Here is a 17,513-nt window from a genome sequence, read left to right on the forward strand (position 1 = left end):
GTTTGTGCGCTCTCACGCCGGCTTGAGGCTGACGATATGTTCGCCGCGGATCAGGTCCTCGAAGCTCTCGCGCTCGCGAATCACGTGCACTTCGGCGCCGTCGACGATGACCTCGGGCGCGCGCGGGCGACTATTGTAGTTCGACGACATGACGAAGCCATAAGCGCCGGCGCTCATCACGGCGAGCAAGTCACCCTCCGCGGGCTCAGCCATCTCGCGCTCGCGCGCGAAGAAATCGCCGCTCTCGCAAACCGGACCGACGATGTCTGCCGTCACGGTCTTGCCGGGCATCCGGCGATCGACGGGAACGATTGCGTGATATGCCTGGTAAAGCACGGGGCGGATCAAATCGTTCATCGCGCCGTCGATAACGACAAAGCGTTTCACGTCGGTCTCCTTGTTGTAGAGGACTCGCGTCACAAACACGCCCGCGTTGCCGACCATAACACGTCCCGGCTCGGTGATTATCTTGAGCCCAAGACCCGCGACCGGCTTCAGCAGAGCGCGCGCGTATTCCGAGGGCAGCGGCGGCTGCTCCTGATAGGGGATTCCGAGACCGCCGCCGAGATCCAGATACTTGAGCGCGATTCCCGCGCTGCGGAGCCGGCCGACAATCGCGGCAACCTTCCGTCCCGCTTCGGCAAACGGCGCCATCTCGGTTATCTGCGAGCCGATATGCGTGCTCAGACCGACGATTTCAAGCTGCGCCAGCGCGCTCGCTTCCGCGTAGTATTCGTCCACCTGCGAGAGCGGTACGCCAAACTTGCTGTCGCGATGGCCGGTGGAAATGTGCGGATGCGTGCCCGGATCGAGATCGGGATTCACGCGCAGGCTGACCGGTGCGCGATGCTTCATCCGGCCCGCGACCTCAGCCACGCGATGCAGTTCCGGGCGCGACTCGACGTTGATCATCAGGATGCCGGCTTCGAGCGCAGCCGCAATCTCCTCGTCGGTCTTGCCGACGCCGGAGAAGACAATCTTGCGGGGGTCCGCACCGATTCGCAGGCATCGCATCAGCTCGCCGACGGAGACGATATCGAATCCCGCGCCCATCGAGGCGAACAATTTCAGGATGCTCAGATTCGAGAGCGCCTTCATCGCGTAGCAGACCAAATGGTCGGTGCCGGCGAAGGCCTCGTCGAAGACCCGGAAATGCCGCCTGAGCGTGCGCGCGCTATATACGAAAAAAGGCGTGTTGATTCGCCGCGCCAAATCGGCGATCGGCACGTCCTCGGCATAAAGCTGATCGTTGCGGTATTCGAAGTAGTTCATTGCGATGTGGCGTCGGTCACGCGGCTGCTTCGCTCACTTGGCGGCGGTGCAAGGCTTCGTTTTTATCATAGCGCAGCCCGGCGAATAAACGGACGCTCGCCGTAGCTCCGCTCGCGCCCGGTGTTATCGAAGCGGCACTGGCGTGGGCACTACGAAATTTTCCGGGTTCGGCGGAGCCGATGCGGCCTTGCGCATGATCGTCACATCGTTCGACGGTTCGCTGACGTAACCGTCGGTGGTGTTGGAAGTCACCTGGTAATGATAGGTCTTGCGCAAAATGGTCGCGCCGTCGATGAACGTGAAGGTGTGTTGTACCTGGTATCGCCCTTCATCATGCACCTGGATGTCGCCAATCTTCTCGACAGGCTTGCCCTCTTCGGCGCGCGAGATTGTAAAGCCGCCCAGGTCGCGCATCTTTTGGCCGTTGGCGTAGGTTTCGGGTCGGGGCCAGGTCAGCCGAATTCCATCTTTCGCATTGGCGGCCTCAAGGCCGAGGATTTTCTCGGGACGCGCCGCCTCCGGTGGTATTGGCGATGACTTCACGCCGCATCCGAGCAACACCGCGCTTGCAAGCGCAGCCATCATGAGCGCAAACGTCAACCACTTCGCACGGCTGGTTTCCCGATTCATCGACCTCCGAGCTCCTTTAGGCGGCGCTTGACTGCGGACGGCGCCGGGCCGCCTTCGATCGTACGCCGGGCGACCGAGTTCTCGGCTCGAAGAATCGCGATTGCGCCGGCGCCAAACGCGCTGGAATGCCGTCTCAACTCCGCGGTGCTCAGGTCCTCGAGCGTCCGGCCCGCTTCGGCCGTCTCGCGGACTATCGCGCCGACGATTTCATGCGCCCGGCGAAACGCAGTGCCACGGCTGACCAGGTATTCCGCGAGATCTGTGGCCAGCGCGAATCCTCCCGCTGCCGCTCGCATGCGTTTGGTATCAAACCGCAGTTTCGGCCAGAACTTCGCAAGCAGTTCGAGCGCCGGCTTGAGCGCGTCGAGCGCGTCAAACACGCGTTCCTTGTCTTCCTGCAAGTCCGAGTTATAGGCCAGCGGGAGGCCCTTCAAAACCGTCAGCATAGCGACCAAATCGCCGATTACCCGGCCGGTCTTGCCGCGGATCAATTCGAGCAGATCAGGATTCTTTTTCTGTGGCATCATCGAACTACCGGTCGAAAATTCATCGGGCAGCGCCGCAAACCCGAACTCCGTGCTCGTCCAGAGAATCATTTCTTCGCTCATCCGAGACAGATGCACCTGCGTGAGCGCGGCGGCCGAAAGAAAATCCACCACGAAGTCGCGATCCGACACCGCGTCCATGCTGTTGGCGGTGATCGCCCTGAAGCCCAACGCTCGCGCGACCATCCGGCGGTCCAGCGGCAGCGTCGTCCCCGCCAAAGCTCCCGCGCCCAGCGGCATGATCGCCGTGCGCGCCGCCGACTGCTCGAAGCGCTCGCGATCCCGGCCAAGCATCTCGACGTAGGCGAGCAAATGATGCGCGAGCGTGACCGGCTGCGCCCGTTGCAAATGCGTATAGCCGGGCATGATCGTGGCGACGTGGCGCCTGGCAAGCCGAATCAGCACGGCGCGAAGCCCGGCGACCAGCGCGATCACCCCGGCAATCTCGTCGCGGAGATAGAGCCGCATGTCGAGCGCGACCTGATCGTTGCGCGAACGCCCGGTGTGCAGCTTGCGGCCGGGCTCGCCAATCAGCGCAATCAGCCGGCGCTCGACTGCCAGGTGGATGTCTTCATCGGCGATATCGAACTTGAAGCGTCCATCCGCGATTTCACTTTCGATACGCCCGAGTCCGCCAACGATTGCGCGCAACTCGCTCGCCTTGAGCAGTCCGGCCTTCTCGAGCATCCGCGCATGCGCGATCGACCCGCGAATATCGTGCCGAAAAAGCCGCCGGTCGAAGGGCAACGACGCGGTGAAGGCTTCGACCTCGGGGATGCGGCCGCGCGCAAATCTTCCCCGGATGAGATTGCGCGCCGCGGCGCCGACCGGCACAGCTTTGGCGTTCTTCTCCCGGCTGCGACGCACTTTCACTCTTTCACTCTTTCACTGTGAAACGATCGGAGCAGGCCGCATCAGTTGGCGGGCCGCAATTGGCATGCACATCCGCGCGCCGCACAACTCATCGAACCGTCGGGATGGGTGATATGGACGTCCATCTTGTGATGGCAGTGATCGCAATCTCCGGTGCGCGGACGGGGCACCAGCTTGGGCTGTGTTCGCGGCGGCTTGAACTGGATGACCTTGCCCAACTCGATGCGTCCTCCGATGATCGATTTGACGATCAGCTCTTCGTGTCCACACGAGCCAGCGCTCTAAGCCTCACGCCCGCGAGCCTGATGAATCCGTCGGCGTCGGCCTGATTGAACCCGCCCGCTTCCTCGAAACTCGCGATCTTCGGATCATACAGGGAGTTCGGCGATTTGCGGCCGGCGATCCATACGCCGCCCTTGAAGAGCTTCAGCCGCGCGACTCCGCTGACGTTTTTCTGCGTGTCATCCACCAGCGCCTGCAGCGCCTCACGCTCGGGCGCAAACCAATATCCGTAATACACCATTTCCGCGTAGCGTGGGATAAGCGAGTCGCGCAGATGCATCACCTCGCGGTCGAGCGTGAGTTGCTCAACCGCACGGTGCCCATGGAAGAGGATGGTCGCCCCGGGAGCCTCATAAACTCCGCGCGATTTGATTCCGACGTAGCGGTTCTCCACCAAATCGACGCGGCCGATCCCGTGGCGACCCGCGATTTCGTTGGCGCGCTCGATAATCCGCGCGGGCGCGAGCCGTTCTCCATTGATTGCGACCGGATTGCCGCCGGCGTATTCGATTTCGACGTACTCAGGCTTGTTCGGCGCGTCTTCGGCAGAGACGGTCATTCGGAACATGTCGTTGTAAGGCTCGCGCCACGGGTCCTCGAGGATACCGCCCTCGTAGCTGACATGGACCATGTTGCGATCCATCGAGTACGGCTTCTCGGCGGTCACGGGCACGGGAATCTTCTTTTCGTTGGCGTATGCAAGCATGTCGGCGCGGCCTTTGAACGGCCAATCGAGACGGCGCCACGGCGCGACGATCTTGAGGTCCGGCGCGAGTCGCGCAAACGTCAGCTCGAATCGCACCTGGTCGTTACCCTTGCCGGTGGCGCCGTGGGCGACAGCGTCGGCGCTTTCCTCGCGCGCTATCTCGACCTGCTTCTTGGCGATCATCGGCCGCGCGATCGACGTACCCAGCAGATAATAGCCCTCGTACACGGCATTCGCGCGCATCATCGGGAACACGAAGTCGCGCGCGAATTCCTCGCGAAGATCGACGATGCGAAGTTTGCTCGCTCCGGTCTTGAGCGCCTTCTCTTCCAGGCCCTGGGTCTCGTCGCCCTGACCGATGTCCGCGCAATATGCGATCACCTCGCATCCGAAGCGATCCTTGATCCAGCGCAGGATCACCGACGTGTCGAGTCCGCCCGAATAGGCGAGCACCAGTTTGTTTATTTCCTCGGTTGCCATGATTCGTCCCGCCGTCACTCTGGCTACGGCGAAGTCTGCAAAATTTCAGGGCGTATCAGCCAGACCATTACCGCCTTCTGCGCATGCAGCCGATTCTCGGCTTGGTCAAGCACGACGGAGCGCGGCCCGTCGATCACGGCGTCGGTGATTTCCTCGCCGCGATGCGCCGGCAGGCAATGCATTACGATCGCGCCCTTGCGCGCATTCTTCAGCAGCGCGTCGTTGACCTGGAACCCCTTGAAGTCGCGCCGGCGCTGCGCGGCTTCTTTCTCACGGCCCATCGAAGTCCACGTATCGGTGTAAACGACGTCCGCGTCCTTTACCGCCCCGGCAGGATCGTCGGTGAGCGTGCCGATTTCCTCGCCGCGCAGCCGATTCATGAACGCCTTCTCGGGCTCGTAGCCCTTCGGGCAAGCCAGCCTAAGCTCGAAACCCGCGATCGAGGCCGCCTCGATCCAGCTCTGTGCAAGGTTGAATCCATCGCCCACAAATGCGACGCGGACTTTCCTGAGATCGCGCCCGAAGTGTTCCTGCAACGTCATCAGATCGGCGAGCAACTGGCACGGATGAAGCAAATCGGTGAGCCCATTGATGACCGGCACTGTGGCCTCGCGCGCAAGCTCGACCGCGGTCTCGTGCGAGAAGGTGCGAATCATGATCAAATCCACGGACCGCGAAATGTTACGCGCGACGTCCTTGACCGATTCGCGCTCCCCGATACCGATATCATTCGGTGCGAGATAAATCGCATGCCCGCCAAGCTGCGTCATGCCGGTCTCGAACGTGATTCGCGTCCGCAGCGACGGCTTCTGAAATACCATCGCGAGTGTCTTGCCGCGCAGGTGCGGATGCTCGAGTCCTATCTTGAGCTCGGCCTTGAGCCGCGCGCCAAGCGCGAGCAGTCCGCTGAGTTCAGCCGGCGAGAGCGAACTGAGATCGAGGAAATCGCGTTTCATCTGGCGTATGCGACGCGAGTCATTTCGGAATTGGCAAGCTCTTGAATGCATTTTCGATAATCGCAAGACCGGCGTCGGCTTCCTCGCGGGTGAGGTTCAGCGGCGGCAGCAGCCGCAGCACGTTGCCCGCAGTGCCGTTGACGAGCAGCCGCTGCTTGACGCACTCGTCGACGATAGGACGCACGTCCTGCTTGAGCACCACACCGATGATCATTCCGAGTCCCCGAACTTCGACGATTCGATCGCACGAGCGCGCAAATTTGCCGAGCCGCTCGATAATATAGCCGCCGACGCTCGACGCGTTGTCCAGCACGCCATCCTGCTCGAGCGCGTCGATCACGGCCAGCGCCGCCGCACACGCCACCGGATTTCCGCCGAACGTGCTGCCGTGGCTGCCGGGCGTGAAGCTCGATGCGAACTCGGGCCGCGCAATCATCGCACCGATCGGAATTCCACCGCCGAGCGCCTTGGCCAGCGTCACGATGTCGGGTTTGATGCCGGCGTGCTCGTACGCGAAAAATCGCCCGGTGCGCCCGACTCCGGTTTGCACTTCGTCCAGAATCAGCAGCATCTTGTTGCGATCGCACCAGTCGCGCATTCGCTTCAGGTAATCCGCGCGAGGCACGACCACGCCGCCCTCGCCCTGGATCGGTTCGATCATCACGCCGACGGTTTCGTCACGCCGGGCGCGATCGAGCGCCGCGAGATCGTCGAAGGGCACCAGTCTGAAGCCGGGCATCAGCGGTTGGAAGCCCTGATGGTATCGCTCCTGGCCGGTCGCGCTCAGCGTGGCCAGCGTGCGTCCGTGGAATGATCCGAGCGTCGCCAAAATCTCGAAGCGCCCGCCGCCCGCGTTGCTGCCCCATCGCCGCGCAAGTTTGATCGCGGCCTCGTTGGCTTCGGCCCCCGAGTTGCCCAGGAAAACCTTTCCCTCGCCGAAACGATTCGCCAGCCGCTCGGCCAATCGCGCAGTCGGTTCGGTGTGAAAGACGTTGGAAACGTGCGTGAGCTTTTCCGCCTGCTCCTTGATAGCGCGCACGACGCGGGGATTCCCATGACCGAGACTGGTGACCGCCAGCCCGCAGAAAAAATCGAGATAACGGTTGCCGTCGGCGTCATACAGATACGCGCCATGCCCGCGTGCGAACGCGATCGGGAGGCATCCGTAAACATCGACCATGTGTCGATGCGTGAGTTCTACTATCTCGGCATTGTTCATCGCGCCTTGCCGCTGCCCTCTGCGTTGCGCGCCGTGTCGGTCAACGCCGACACTTTGGCGCGGCGTTGAACCACTTCGGTGCCGATTCCCGAGCGGGTGAAGATTTCCAGCAGCACCGCGTGTTTGACGCGGCCGTCGATTATGTGGGTCTTCGCCACGCCCTTGTTCAGCGCCTCGATGCAACATTCGACCTTCGGAATCATCCCTTCCGCAATCACCCCGCGCGCGATCAGTCGCCTGGCTTCCGCGGCATCGAGCGTCGGAAGCAATTTGCCGTCCTTGTCCTTCACGCCCTCGACGTCGCTCAGCAGGATCAATTTTTCCGCTTTGAGCGCGGCCGCGATCTCGCCCGCCGCGACGTCGGCATTGATGTTGTAGGTCTGGCCGTCGCGGCCGAACCCGGTCGGCGCGATCACCGGAATGAAGTTGTTGGCTTCGAGCGTGCGCAGCAATTCCGGATTCACCCGATCGACTTCGCCGACCAGCCCGATATCGACCCGCGAGCGTTTGCCGTTGTCATCGGTCACGACCATCCGCATCTTGCGTGACCTGATCAGGTCGCCATCCTTGCCCGAGAGCCCAACCGCGCGGCCACCCTGGCGGGAAATCGTCGCCACCAGGTCCTTGTTGATTCTTTGCAGGACCATCTCGGCCGCTTCCATCGTCGCCGGATCGGTGACGCGCATCCCGCGCACGAAGCGCGACTTCAGCCCGAGCTTGCCGATAAGTTCCGTAATCTGCGGCCCGCCGCCGTGCACGATGATCGGGTTGATCCCGACCAGGTCGAGCAGCACGACTTCCTGCGCAAAGCTTTCGCGAAACTCCTCGGTCTGCATCGCGTGGCCGCCGTATTTGATCACGAACGTTTTGCCGCGAAAGCGCTGAATGTAGGGCAGCGCTTCGATGAGCACTTCGGCTCGATTGTGGACGGCCTCTTTCACGCCTTAACGAACCTCTCCAAAAAAGAAAATCAAAACAGTATTGAGCGCGCCGCGCAATCCATCGCTTGGCAGCGGCTATTACGGCAATTGTAACGGTGAATGGGAGCTACAGAATATACCGCGAGAGATCCTCGTCCTTGACGATTTCATCGAGCCGGCCGTGAACGTATGCGGCGTCGATCGTCAGCTCGCGATCCTGCAGTTCCGGCGCGTTGAACGACAACTCTTCCAACAGCCGCTCGAGCACCGTATGCAGCCGGCGCGCGCCGATATTTTCCGAGCGCGAGTTGACCTTGGCCGCGATCTCCGCCAGCGCCGCCACCCCGTCCTCGGTGAAGCGCATATGCACGCCCTCGGTCTCCATCAGCGCGACGTATTGCCGGGTCAGCGCGTTCTCGGGCTCGGTCAGAATGCGGATGAAATCTTCGCGCGTGAGCGCCTTCAGCTCGACGCGAATCGGAAAGCGCCCCTGGAACTCGGGAATCAGGTCCGACGGTTTCGACGTGTGAAACGCCCCCGACGCGACAAACAAAATGTGGTCGGTCTTGACCGCTCCGTATTTCGTGTTGACCGTCGATCCTTCGACGATTGGCAGCAGGTCGCGCTGCACCCCCTCGCGCGAGACGTCGGGCCCATGCGTCTCCCGCCCCGCGATCTTGTCTATCTCGTCGATGAACACGATGCCTGACTGCTCCGCCCGGCTGATCGCCTCGTGCGCCACCGCCTCCATATCCACCAGCCGCGCCGCTTCCTCCGTTGTCAGCAACTCCAGCGCCTCGGGAATCTTCACTTTGCGCGTGCGCGTTTTCTTGGGCATGAGCTGATTCATCAGCTCCTTCATGTTGAGGCCCATCTCTTCCATCCCTTGCGGCGTGAAGACCTCGATATTCGGCGCGGCGTTCGCGCTGACTTCGAGCTCGACTTCACGATCGTCCAGATGGCCGCCATTGAGCAGCTTGCGCAATTTCTCGCGCGTGTCCTTGTGCGAGTCGTTGTCGATCGCTTCGATATTCCCCTCGGGCGTGATACCCGCGGGCCGGCGGACCTTGGTGGGCACCGGGAACAGCAGATCGAGCAATCGCTCCTCGGCGTTCTCGCGCGCCTTGATCGCAACCCGATCGTGCGCTTCGTCGCGCGCCATCTTGACCGCAATTTCCGCCAGGTCGCGAATCATCGACTCGACGTCGCGCCCGACGTAGCCGACCTCGGTGTAGCGCGACGCTTCCACCTTCACGAACGGCGCTTGCGCCAGCCGCGCCAGCCGCCGCGCGATTTCCGTCTTGCCGACGCCGGTCGGTCCGATCATCAGGATATTCTTGGGCGCAATTTCGTCGCGCAACTCCGGCGCGACATTCTGCCGCCGCCACCGGTTGCGCAGCGCGATCGCAACTGCGCGCTTCGCCTCATGCTGCCCGACGATATAGCGGTCGAGCTCCGAGACGATCTCGCGCGGCGTCATCACTTGTGGAACTGCCATCGGCTGGAAACTTCCTGGAGTATTGTGGTTACAACTCTTCGAAGACAAATTGGTCGTTGGTGTAAACGCAGACTTCCGACGCGATTTTCATCGCGCCTTCCGCGATCTGGCGCGCCGTCATCCCCGAGCCGTGGCGAACCAGCGCGCGCGCTGCTGATAGCGCGTAGTTGCCGCCCGATCCGATCGCCAATATCCCGTCGTCGGGCTCGAGCACGTCGCCGACGCCTGAAATAAGCAGCGAGCTCTCTTTGTCCGCCACCACCAGCATCGCCTCGAGCCGCCGCAGGATTCGATCCGTGCGCCAGTCCTTGGCCAGCTCGACTGCGGCGCGGCGAAGCACGCCGTTGTATTCCTGCAGCTTCGATTCGAACTTGTCGAACAGCGTAAGCGCGTCTGCGGTCGAGCCTGCGAATCCCGCCAGCACGCGATCCTGATGCAGCCGGCGCACTTTCTTCGCCTTGGTCTTCATGATCGTTTGTCCAACGCTCACCTGTCCGTCACCCGCGATGACGACGTGCCCTTCGTGGCGCACGCTCAGAATCGTCGTGTGGCGGATTTCGGCGCCCGGCTCGAGGCCCTTGTCAAACCCGTGGAAAGGCACGTCGATAAACCTCTTTCAAATGATTCACGCTCACATGAGTATACCGCTGCGTGGTCGCCAGGCTCGCATGGCCGAGCATTTCCTGTATCGACCTCAGGTCCGCCCCGTTGCCAAGCATATGCGTTGCGAAACTGTGACGCAGCCCATGCGGCGTGATTCCCGCGCTCAGACCCGCAGCCGCCAATCGCCGCTGCATGATCATCTCGACGCTGCGCGTGGTCAGTCTGCCGCCGCGAAGATTTGTAATCACCGCGCTGTCGGGCTCCCACGCAACCGCCGTCGCGCGCCGCCACGCCCTCAATGCATCCAGCGCCGGCTCGCCCACCGGCGCCAGCCGATCCTTGTTGCCCTTGCCCGCTCGCACCATGACCATCCCGAGCTCTTCGTCGATATCGCGCCAGTTGAGCCCGACCAGCTCGCCGACGCGCAGCCCCGACGAATACAGCGTCTCGAATATCGCGCGATCGCGTATCGCCGCGGGTTTCGAGTCATCTGCAAATGCTTCGATCAGCCGGCGAACTTCGTCCGGCTGCAATATCGACGGCAGCCGTCTTTCGTTTTTTGGCGAGCGAATCGACCGCGCGGGGCTTGGCTCGCCAGTCGTCGTCTCGCGGTAGCGGAAAAACGCCTTGATCGCGCTCAGTCTGCGCTGCACGGTGGCGCGTTTTGCAGTTTTCATCAATTCGGCCAGGTAGCTGCGGATATGATCCGCCGTGATGCCCGTGACGTCGATTTCATCGACCCGTCTGCCGACCAGCTCCGCTCGCTCCAGCAGAAAACTTCGCAGCGCGAGCAGATCGCGACGATAATTCGTCACCGTATTTTCCGCCGCACGCGACGCCTTCTTCAGCGCCGCCGCAAAAGCCTCTACCTCCGCCTCCATTGTCTCGCGCGCACCCACCTGAGCGGCTATGCTATCAGCGGCGATTCAGCCGAAAAAGCATGCCTCTCTCAGCGCGTCCCTCAGGGAACCAACGCTTTCGAATTATGCAAATCTCGCGGCGCATTATGTCGCGCGAAGAACCCATGGCTTCGCCATGAACTGTTGGCATTGCGCGATCAAAATCGAAGTCATCGCCGGGATGGATCGCGTCGGTTTTCGCGACGAATGTCCCGGATGCGGCCGCGCGATGCACTCATGCCGCAATTGCGGCTTTTACGATCCCGCCTACAACAACAGTTGCCGTGAGACCATGGCCGAGCGGGTGGTGGACAAGGAGCGATTTAATTTCTGCGAATACTTCGCGCCCGGCGATGCGGCCGCAAAGCCGCCGGCGAAAACGAAAGCCGGTGCGCAAGGCAAGCTGGAGGCTCTCTTCAAGAAAAAATCATGACCTCCCGCAGATTCCTCCTTCTTGACCGATGCGCCGGGCTTCTTTTCATCGCGGCGTTCGCTTCGATCGTTGCCACCGGATGCCATCCGGCCAACAGCGCGCGCGGCGTCGTCGATCGCTTCGTGGACCAATACTATGTAGCGATCGATCTGAAGGCGGCCGAGCCATTCTGTATCGGCCTCGCACTCGACAAGCTTCATCGCGAGATACAGATGATCGGCGGCCAGAAAATCGACGCCAGTACTCAAAAGCCCGTCGTGCATTACAAACTCATCGCCGAGCGCGACGGCGCCGACCATGTCGAGTTCCTGTTTCGCGCGACCATCGACGTGCCCGACGACGGCGCCTTCAATCGCAACTTGCTGATCACGGCGCGCAAGACCGCCGATACGTGGAAAGTCTCGAACTTCGATGATTACCAATAGCCGGGACCGATCATGAGCGTTGCCGCAATCATCCTAGCCGCGGGCAAAGGGACCAGGATGCGCTCGAAGCGGGCCAAGGTCCTGCACGAGCTTGGCGGAGAACCGATGATCGCGCGCGCGATTCGCGCCGCCGCCGCGCTCGAGCCCGAGCCAATCGTGATCGTCGTGGGCCGGCAAGCTCGCGAAGTCGAAGCCGCAGCAGGCTTCTCCAAAGCGCGATTCGCGCTCCAGGAGCCTCAGCGCGGAACCGGCGACGCGGCGCGATGCGGCCTCAGCCGGATTCCAACCGGCTTCACCGGCGACGTGTTCATCGCTTACGGCGACATGCCGGCAATCACCCCGGCTACCCTGCGCGCTTTTCTTGACGCACATCGAAAGCGCGGCGCAAAGCTCTCGTTCATCAGTATCATGCTCGACGATCCCGCCGCGTACGGCCGGGTGATTCGCGACGGCGGCGGGATGGTCGAGAAAATCGTCGAGTTCCGCGACGCGACGCCGGCCGAGCGCGCCGTCAAGGAAATCAATACCGGCTTTTACCTGGTCGATGCGGCGTTGCTGCGGTCGGCGCTGGCGGAACTGAAACCCGGCAACGCGCAGGGTGAGTATTACCTGACCGATATCGTTGCGATTGCGCGTGCGCGCAACGAAAGCGAAAGCGAAAAAGTCGAAGCGTGGGTTGCTGCCGACCCGGCGGAATTCGCCGGAATCAACTCGCGAGAGGAGCTGGCAAATATGGAAGCGGAAATTCGTGCGGCCGTTAACCGAAAGCTGATGCAATCCGGCGTGACCCTCGTCGATCCCCCTACCGCCTACATTTCTGAGCAGGCCGAAATCGCGCCCGATTGCGTAATCGGTCCCAACGTCCAGATTATCGGGATGTGCAAGCTCGGCGAGGGCGTGCGAATAGACGGCACCGCATGGCTCAGCAACGTGACGATCGGCCCGCGATGCCATCTGAAGCTGGGCGTGCGCGCCGAAGATTGCGTGATCGGCGAAGATTCCGAAATCGGCCCATTCGCCAACCTGCGCGCCGGCACCGAACTCGCCGGGCACAACCGGATTGGCAATTTTGTCGAGACCAAAAAGGCCCGCCTCGGACGCGGCGCCAAGGCCAGCCATCTCAGCTACCTCGGCGACGCTACCATCGGCGCCGACACCAACATCGGATGCGGCGTTATCACGGTGAATTACGACGGCTACGACAAGCATCAGACGGTGATCGGCGACCGATGCATGGTCGGATGCGACACGCAACTGGTTGCGCCGGTCAAGGTCGGCAACGACGTGTACGTCGCGTCAGGGACGACCATCGTTCGCGAGGTGCGCGACGGCTCGCTTGTGATGTCGCATCATCCGCAACGCGAAAAGGCGGGATGGATGGCGGCCTGGCGCAGGCAGCACGGCGACAGCCCCGACGGCAGCTTGAAGCGCACCAAGGACCATTGAGATTAAACGCATCGCTTGAGCAGGGGACTGGCACCGACGTCGATCAGCCGCGCAATCCGGCGAAGCCGGTGACGGTGGAGTAGCGCAAGGCGGGGCGTACTTCACAATACTCATAGTCTCTAGAAACATCGTCTTCATTCCGGCTTTTATGCGATTGTGGCATCGCCCTCTATCGTATTCGGCCGACGCGTTCGCGAGCTTCGCGAACAGCGAGGTTGGACCCAGGAAGATCTCGCCGTTAGATGCGGCCGACACTGGACCTATGTCGGCGGTATCGAACGAGGTGAGAGGAATCCCACTCTCCGCGTTATTTGTGACCTCGCGCAAGCCCTTGGCGTCACGGTGCGCGAGCTTTTTCCCGAGCGCGGTGCGAGATGAAGAAGCATCCGCTCGAAGAGAAATGGAATACCACAGCATGGGATATTCTGTCCGCCATAGAGCGCGGGTTTCGTGCGCAGGTGGACGTGAAAGGCAAGCTTGCCGAGTGGTTTCTCTTTCAGAAGCTCGAACAAATGCAACGGGAAGGTGCTCTCCAAAGCGTCATCTGGCAGGACAAGGACGGCCAACCAGATTTCGTCGTGCCCTATGCAGGTCGGGAGATTAAGATCGAGTGCAAGAACGTCCGTTCGCCTAGCCAAACCAAACGTCCGCAGGGATCGGCGCGCGTCGAACTCCAGAAGACCCGCAACAACAAGAAAGGCGAGCCTACACGCGGCTACAAGCCGGAGGAATTCGACGTGCTCGCTGCCTGTCTCTTTAATTTCACGGGGAAATGGGAATACCTTTTTGTGGCAACCCGCCGTCTCACTAGACGGCCCAAGCCGTTAGAACGATTTCTTACGATTATGCAGCCGGTTCCGCTCCAACCGGAAGGCTTTTGGAGCTATGATCTGTTCAATGCCTTCAAGGACGCGATTAAGTAGCGGGCACTCCGGCGACCCGCAGTTGCCGACGAAACCGCTTTACGAAACAAAGCTGGGTCGTGCCTACGTAGCGAATTCCCTACCCTTTATGGCCGGGCTTGAGGCTGGGAGCGTGAATCTCGCTTTCACCTCACCGCCCTATGCACTTCACTTCAAGAAGGAATACGGCAACGCCAACCAGCGCGATTATGTGGAGTGGTTTCTACCGTTCGCACGCGAAGTACACCGCCTCTTGCGAGACGACGGCAGTTTTGTGATCGACATCGGCGGTGCGTGGACACCCGGTAAGCCGACCCGCTCCTTGTATCATTTCGATTTGTTGATTGCTTTGGTTCGGGAGGTCGGCTTCTACTTAGCCCAAGAATTCTATTGGTATAATCCCGCGAAGCTTCCCTCACCGGCCGAATGGGTAACAGTCCGAAAGATCCGGATGAAAGACGCAGTCAACTGTCTTTGGTGGTTATCGAAGACGCCTGACCCCAAGGCGGACAATCAGCGCGTGCTCAATGAATACAGCCCGGACATGCGACGGCTGGTAAAGCGCGGATACAGAGCGAAGGTCCGTCCGTCCGGACATATCATCACCAAGAAATTCACCGATCGAGGCGGTTCCATTCCATCGAATCTTCTGGTGCATGGCAACAATGACGCCAACGGACGGTATCTTGAACTGTGCAAGCTGAACAATATCAAGCCTCATCCGGCTCGATTTCCTGTTCAGGTGCCGGCTTTCTTCATTCGATTCCTTACCGACTCTGGCGATTTGGTTCTTGACCCCTTTGCTGGAAGCAACACGACCGGCGAGGCGTGTGAACGCGAAGGCCGCAAATGGATATCTATCGAGAACCACTCGCCCTACCTTGAGGCGAGCAGGTTTCGATTCGAGGGTGAATTGGCGCGCCTGCCGGATCGGCTGGCAGAACCGGCTCCGCGCGCGTTACAGACATCACTCTTTTGAAAAAGGTTAAGCTTCGGGGTCACATCGCCGCGTTGCCGTGTGTAAATCGGTGAACGCGCGCCGGGCACACTGGCAGGACGGCATGCTCCGATATACAATTCATGAGATGCCATCGGTTCCTGAAAACAGGCAGAGGTTTGGCGGAGACGCCAACGGGTCTTAAATGAAGTGACCATGGACATCATTGCGAAGGAGGTAGCCGATGAAAAACAAGACTGGGATGGCGAGTGCAATAGTGGTGATGGCGCTGTTAGGCTTGGCCGCCGTGCCCGCGCATGCCGAGGAGAAGATGACGGTCAAAACAGGTTATTTGACCTGCCAGGAAGCGTCCGGATGGGGCTTTATTATAGGGTCCTCGCACAAAATCCACTGTACCTACGCGTCGAATAAGCATCGCACGGAATATTACAGCGGCAGTATTTCCAAGTTCGGCGCCGACATCGGTTATCTGCAATCAGCAGTGATTCTATGGGCAGTTGCGGCTCCAACGACTGAGCTGGGCGCCGGTGCTCTGGCCGGAGACTACGCTGGCGTGCAGGCGAGCGTGGCGCTGGGAGTAGGCGCTGGAGCAAATGTCTTGCTCGGTGGTTTTCATCGATCGATCGCGCTGCAACCCGTGTCAGTCGAGGGCCAGAATGGCTTGAACGTTGCCGCTGGTATCGCAAACATGAGTCTGAAATACGAAGGAACCAAGCCTCCGCGCCACTGAGCTTAGGCGGCGCGGGAAATACGCGTTAATTTGCTCTCCCTGTAAGGAGAGCTTTGCGTAACCCGATCGGATCTTTATTATCCTCGCCCTGTTAGGGCGAGGATAAAGGTGAGGGTCCTTATACAGCGCGCCCGTGGGCACGGGTGGCCATCGTTAAGAATAAGATGGGAACTGGCGCGCGATTCAAGATTCTGCGTCCGTATTCTTCAACCGTCCGCTTCGGTGTTCGTATAGTGCGGCTCGCTGCTACTCGCTTAGTGGAGGCGACAGAATGTTGATCGGGCGCTCCTCGTCAGTTGACCATGGGCGCTCTTCCAGATAGTTGACGTGTTAGCCGTGCCAAAGTCTCTCACCCAATACTATGTCTTCATCGGCTCGCCCGGAGGGCTCGACAAGGAACGAAAGCTCTTCAGCAAAACGCTCGAAAAATTCACTAGGCACCATGCCGAACGTCGGGGGGTCACGTTCCATCCCGTCGGGTGGGAGGACACGATCGCCGGCGTCGGACGCCCGCAAGCGCTCATTAACGAAGACCTCAAAGAATGTGACTACGCAGTATTCGTCCTGCACAATCGCTGGGGCACGCCAACCGGCGGCGGACATTCTTCCGGGACGGAAGAAGAATGGGAGCTGGCGGAGCAGCTTTACGAACAGACAAAGATCCGCAACATAGCCCTGTTTTTCAAGGAAGTCGCCAAATCGCAGTTGAAAGATCCTGGGGAGCAACTGAAAGCTGTCCTCGCTTTCAAGCGGCGGATCGAGAATGGAAAGAAATACCTGTTCAAATCCTACGCGGTGCCGGACGATTTCAGCGAACTGCTGGAAGCGCAATTGGCGGAATGGCTTCTAGATCATGAGAGAACCGTAAATGCTCCTTCTTCTGACAGTCTCATAATCGGTCCACCTACGATGCCGGCTGGCGTAGCGCCTACTGACGCGACGCCAGTGAGCCCAAGCTTCGATTATTGGATCGCAGAAGCGGACAGACTGATGGGGGCTGAGACTCCAGATTACTCCGGTGCCCTATTCTGCGCAGATAAGGCCTTGGCTATGGCGTCCTCCGACATCGAATGGGCGCGAGCCAAAGAATTGCTGGGCGGGGCCCAGTTCTATTTGAACAATCAAAATGAATCGATCGCCATCTTCGCGGAAATCGTCGAACGTTTCGGTTCGGCCACCGACTCGGACGGGCACGGCTGGACCGCGCGAGCGCTGTTTAATAGGGGGGTCGCGCTCGGTCAACTCGGCCGACGCGAGGAAGAAATTGCGGCCTACGACGACCTAGTCGCCCGCTTCGGCTTTGCGTCCGAGGTGCCTGTGCGAGAAGAGGCTGCCAGAGCGCTGTTCAACAAGGGGGCCAGGCTCGGCGAACTAGGCCGATATGAGGAAGAACTTGCGGTTTACGACGACGTGCTGGCCCGCTTCGGCGCTGCATCCGAATTATCCCTGCGAGAACAGATCGCCAAAGCGTTGGTTAACAAGGGCTACAGGCTGGGTCAACTCGGCCGAAGCGAGAAGGCCGTCGCGGTATACGATGACATACTGGACCGCTTCGGCGCTGCATCCGAATTATCCCTGCGAGAACAGATCGCCAAAGCGTTGGTCAACAAGTGTACGTCGTCAGAACCTTTTGGACAAGTCAGCAATCGATTTAAGAGAGGATCTGGCCCATCTGGGTTGAGGTTGAGGCTGCAGTTGAGTAGTGCAGCCGGCGACGTTGGTCGAGGGTCTGCTGC

19 protein-coding genes are annotated in these 17,513 nt (G+C 60.6%); 8 read left to right on the forward strand and 11 right to left on the reverse strand.

All coding sequences use genetic code 11. The features are described 5' to 3' along the window. Nucleotides 1-12 precede the first annotated feature (12 nt). The 11 genes from lysA to ABR989_RS14395 form a co-directional block, all read right to left on the reverse strand. Entirely contained in the window at nucleotides 13-1,272 is a 1,260-nt protein-coding gene (lysA, locus tag ABR989_RS14345) for a diaminopimelate decarboxylase (RefSeq protein WP_428129838.1), read from the reverse strand. A gap of 123 nt (nucleotides 1,273-1,395) precedes the next feature. Continuing rightward, a complete protein-coding gene (locus ABR989_RS14350) occupies nucleotides 1,396-1,902 on the reverse strand; it encodes a hypothetical protein (protein ID WP_428129841.1) in 507 nt (168 codons plus the stop codon). Then, nucleotides 1,899-3,320 carry an argininosuccinate lyase gene (gene argH / locus ABR989_RS14355; protein WP_428129842.1) on the reverse strand — a complete coding sequence of 474 codons (1,422 nt, stop codon included), beginning with the start codon at nucleotides 3,318-3,320 and terminating at the stop codon, nucleotides 1,899-1,901. Before argH ends, ABR989_RS14350 begins: the two co-directional genes overlap by 4 nt. 41 nt (nucleotides 3,321-3,361) lie before the next feature. Further along, nucleotides 3,362-3,538 carry a hypothetical protein gene (locus ABR989_RS14360; protein ID WP_428129845.1) on the reverse strand — a complete coding sequence of 59 codons (177 nt, stop codon included), beginning with the start codon at nucleotides 3,536-3,538 and terminating at the stop codon, nucleotides 3,362-3,364. Nucleotides 3,539-3,570: 32 nt separating this feature from the next. Further along, the gene (locus tag ABR989_RS14365) at nucleotides 3,571-4,788 is read right to left on the reverse strand and encodes an argininosuccinate synthase (RefSeq protein WP_428129847.1); all 1,218 of its coding nucleotides are present in this window, start codon (nucleotides 4,786-4,788) and stop codon (nucleotides 3,571-3,573) included. Between the two features lie 23 nt (nucleotides 4,789-4,811). Continuing rightward, the gene (gene argF / locus ABR989_RS14370) at nucleotides 4,812-5,744 is read right to left on the reverse strand and encodes an ornithine carbamoyltransferase (protein WP_428129850.1); all 933 of its coding nucleotides are present in this window, start codon (nucleotides 5,742-5,744) and stop codon (nucleotides 4,812-4,814) included. Between the two features lie 19 nt (nucleotides 5,745-5,763). Further along, nucleotides 5,764-6,963, reverse strand: coding sequence for an aspartate aminotransferase family protein (locus tag ABR989_RS14375; protein ID WP_428129852.1), 1,200 nt, complete (start codon nucleotides 6,961-6,963; stop codon nucleotides 5,764-5,766). Beyond that, complete coding sequence (gene argB, locus ABR989_RS14380) at nucleotides 6,960-7,904, reverse strand: acetylglutamate kinase (protein WP_428129855.1); 945 nt, start codon at nucleotides 7,902-7,904, stop codon at nucleotides 6,960-6,962. The genes ABR989_RS14375 and argB overlap by 4 nt, the downstream gene beginning before the upstream one ends. Before the next feature lie 106 nt (nucleotides 7,905-8,010). After that, nucleotides 8,011-9,381 carry an ATP-dependent protease ATPase subunit HslU gene (gene hslU / locus ABR989_RS14385; protein ID WP_428129857.1) on the reverse strand — a complete coding sequence of 457 codons (1,371 nt, stop codon included), beginning with the start codon at nucleotides 9,379-9,381 and terminating at the stop codon, nucleotides 8,011-8,013. Nucleotides 9,382-9,409: 28 nt separating this feature from the next. Beyond that, a complete protein-coding gene (gene hslV / locus ABR989_RS14390) occupies nucleotides 9,410-9,982 on the reverse strand; it encodes an ATP-dependent protease subunit HslV (protein WP_428129860.1) in 573 nt (190 codons plus the stop codon). Next, on the reverse strand, nucleotides 9,963-10,865 hold the full coding sequence (locus tag ABR989_RS14395) for a tyrosine-type recombinase/integrase (protein ID WP_428129862.1): 903 nt from the start codon (nucleotides 10,863-10,865) through the stop codon (nucleotides 9,963-9,965). The genes hslV and ABR989_RS14395 overlap by 20 nt, the downstream gene beginning before the upstream one ends. Nucleotides 10,866-11,019: 154 nt before the next feature. On the opposite strand from ABR989_RS14395, the gene ABR989_RS14400 reads away from it, so the two are divergent. The 8 genes from ABR989_RS14400 to ABR989_RS14435 all read left to right on the forward strand — a co-directional run. Further along, on the forward strand, nucleotides 11,020-11,316 hold the full coding sequence (locus ABR989_RS14400; protein ID WP_428129863.1) for a hypothetical protein: 297 nt from the start codon (nucleotides 11,020-11,022) through the stop codon (nucleotides 11,314-11,316). After that, complete coding sequence (locus ABR989_RS14405) at nucleotides 11,313-11,741, forward strand: hypothetical protein (RefSeq protein ID WP_428129865.1); 429 nt, start codon at nucleotides 11,313-11,315, stop codon at nucleotides 11,739-11,741. Before ABR989_RS14400 ends, ABR989_RS14405 begins: the two co-directional genes overlap by 4 nt. Before the next feature lie 12 nt (nucleotides 11,742-11,753). Next, on the forward strand, nucleotides 11,754-13,187 hold the full coding sequence (gene glmU, locus ABR989_RS14410) for a bifunctional UDP-N-acetylglucosamine diphosphorylase/glucosamine-1-phosphate N-acetyltransferase GlmU (RefSeq protein WP_428129867.1): 1,434 nt from the start codon (nucleotides 11,754-11,756) through the stop codon (nucleotides 13,185-13,187). Between the two features lie 156 nt (nucleotides 13,188-13,343). Beyond that, nucleotides 13,344-13,565, forward strand: coding sequence for a helix-turn-helix domain-containing protein (locus ABR989_RS14415; RefSeq protein ID WP_428129870.1), 222 nt, complete (start codon nucleotides 13,344-13,346; stop codon nucleotides 13,563-13,565). After that, nucleotides 13,562-14,110 (forward strand): hypothetical protein, encoded by a 549-nt coding sequence (locus tag ABR989_RS14420; protein ID WP_428129872.1) that lies wholly within the window; start codon nucleotides 13,562-13,564, stop codon nucleotides 14,108-14,110. Before ABR989_RS14415 ends, ABR989_RS14420 begins: the two co-directional genes overlap by 4 nt. 112 nt (nucleotides 14,111-14,222) lie before the next feature. After that, nucleotides 14,223-15,068: a DNA-methyltransferase gene (locus ABR989_RS14425; protein WP_428129875.1), complete on the forward strand. Its 846-nt coding sequence runs from the start codon at nucleotides 14,223-14,225 to the stop codon at nucleotides 15,066-15,068. Nucleotides 15,069-15,270: 202 nt separating this feature from the next. After that, on the forward strand, nucleotides 15,271-15,777 hold the full coding sequence (locus ABR989_RS14430) for a DUF992 domain-containing protein (RefSeq protein WP_428129877.1): 507 nt from the start codon (nucleotides 15,271-15,273) through the stop codon (nucleotides 15,775-15,777). Between the two features lie 336 nt (nucleotides 15,778-16,113). Then, nucleotides 16,114-17,513 (forward strand): DUF4062 domain-containing protein (locus ABR989_RS14435; RefSeq protein WP_428129879.1); only part of this gene is annotated, 1,400 nt, incomplete at its 3' end.

Source organism: Binatus soli (SeqCode) (assembly GCF_050015535.1).
GTDB classification, from domain to species: Bacteria; Desulfobacterota; Binatia; order Binatales; family Binataceae; genus Binatus; species Binatus soli.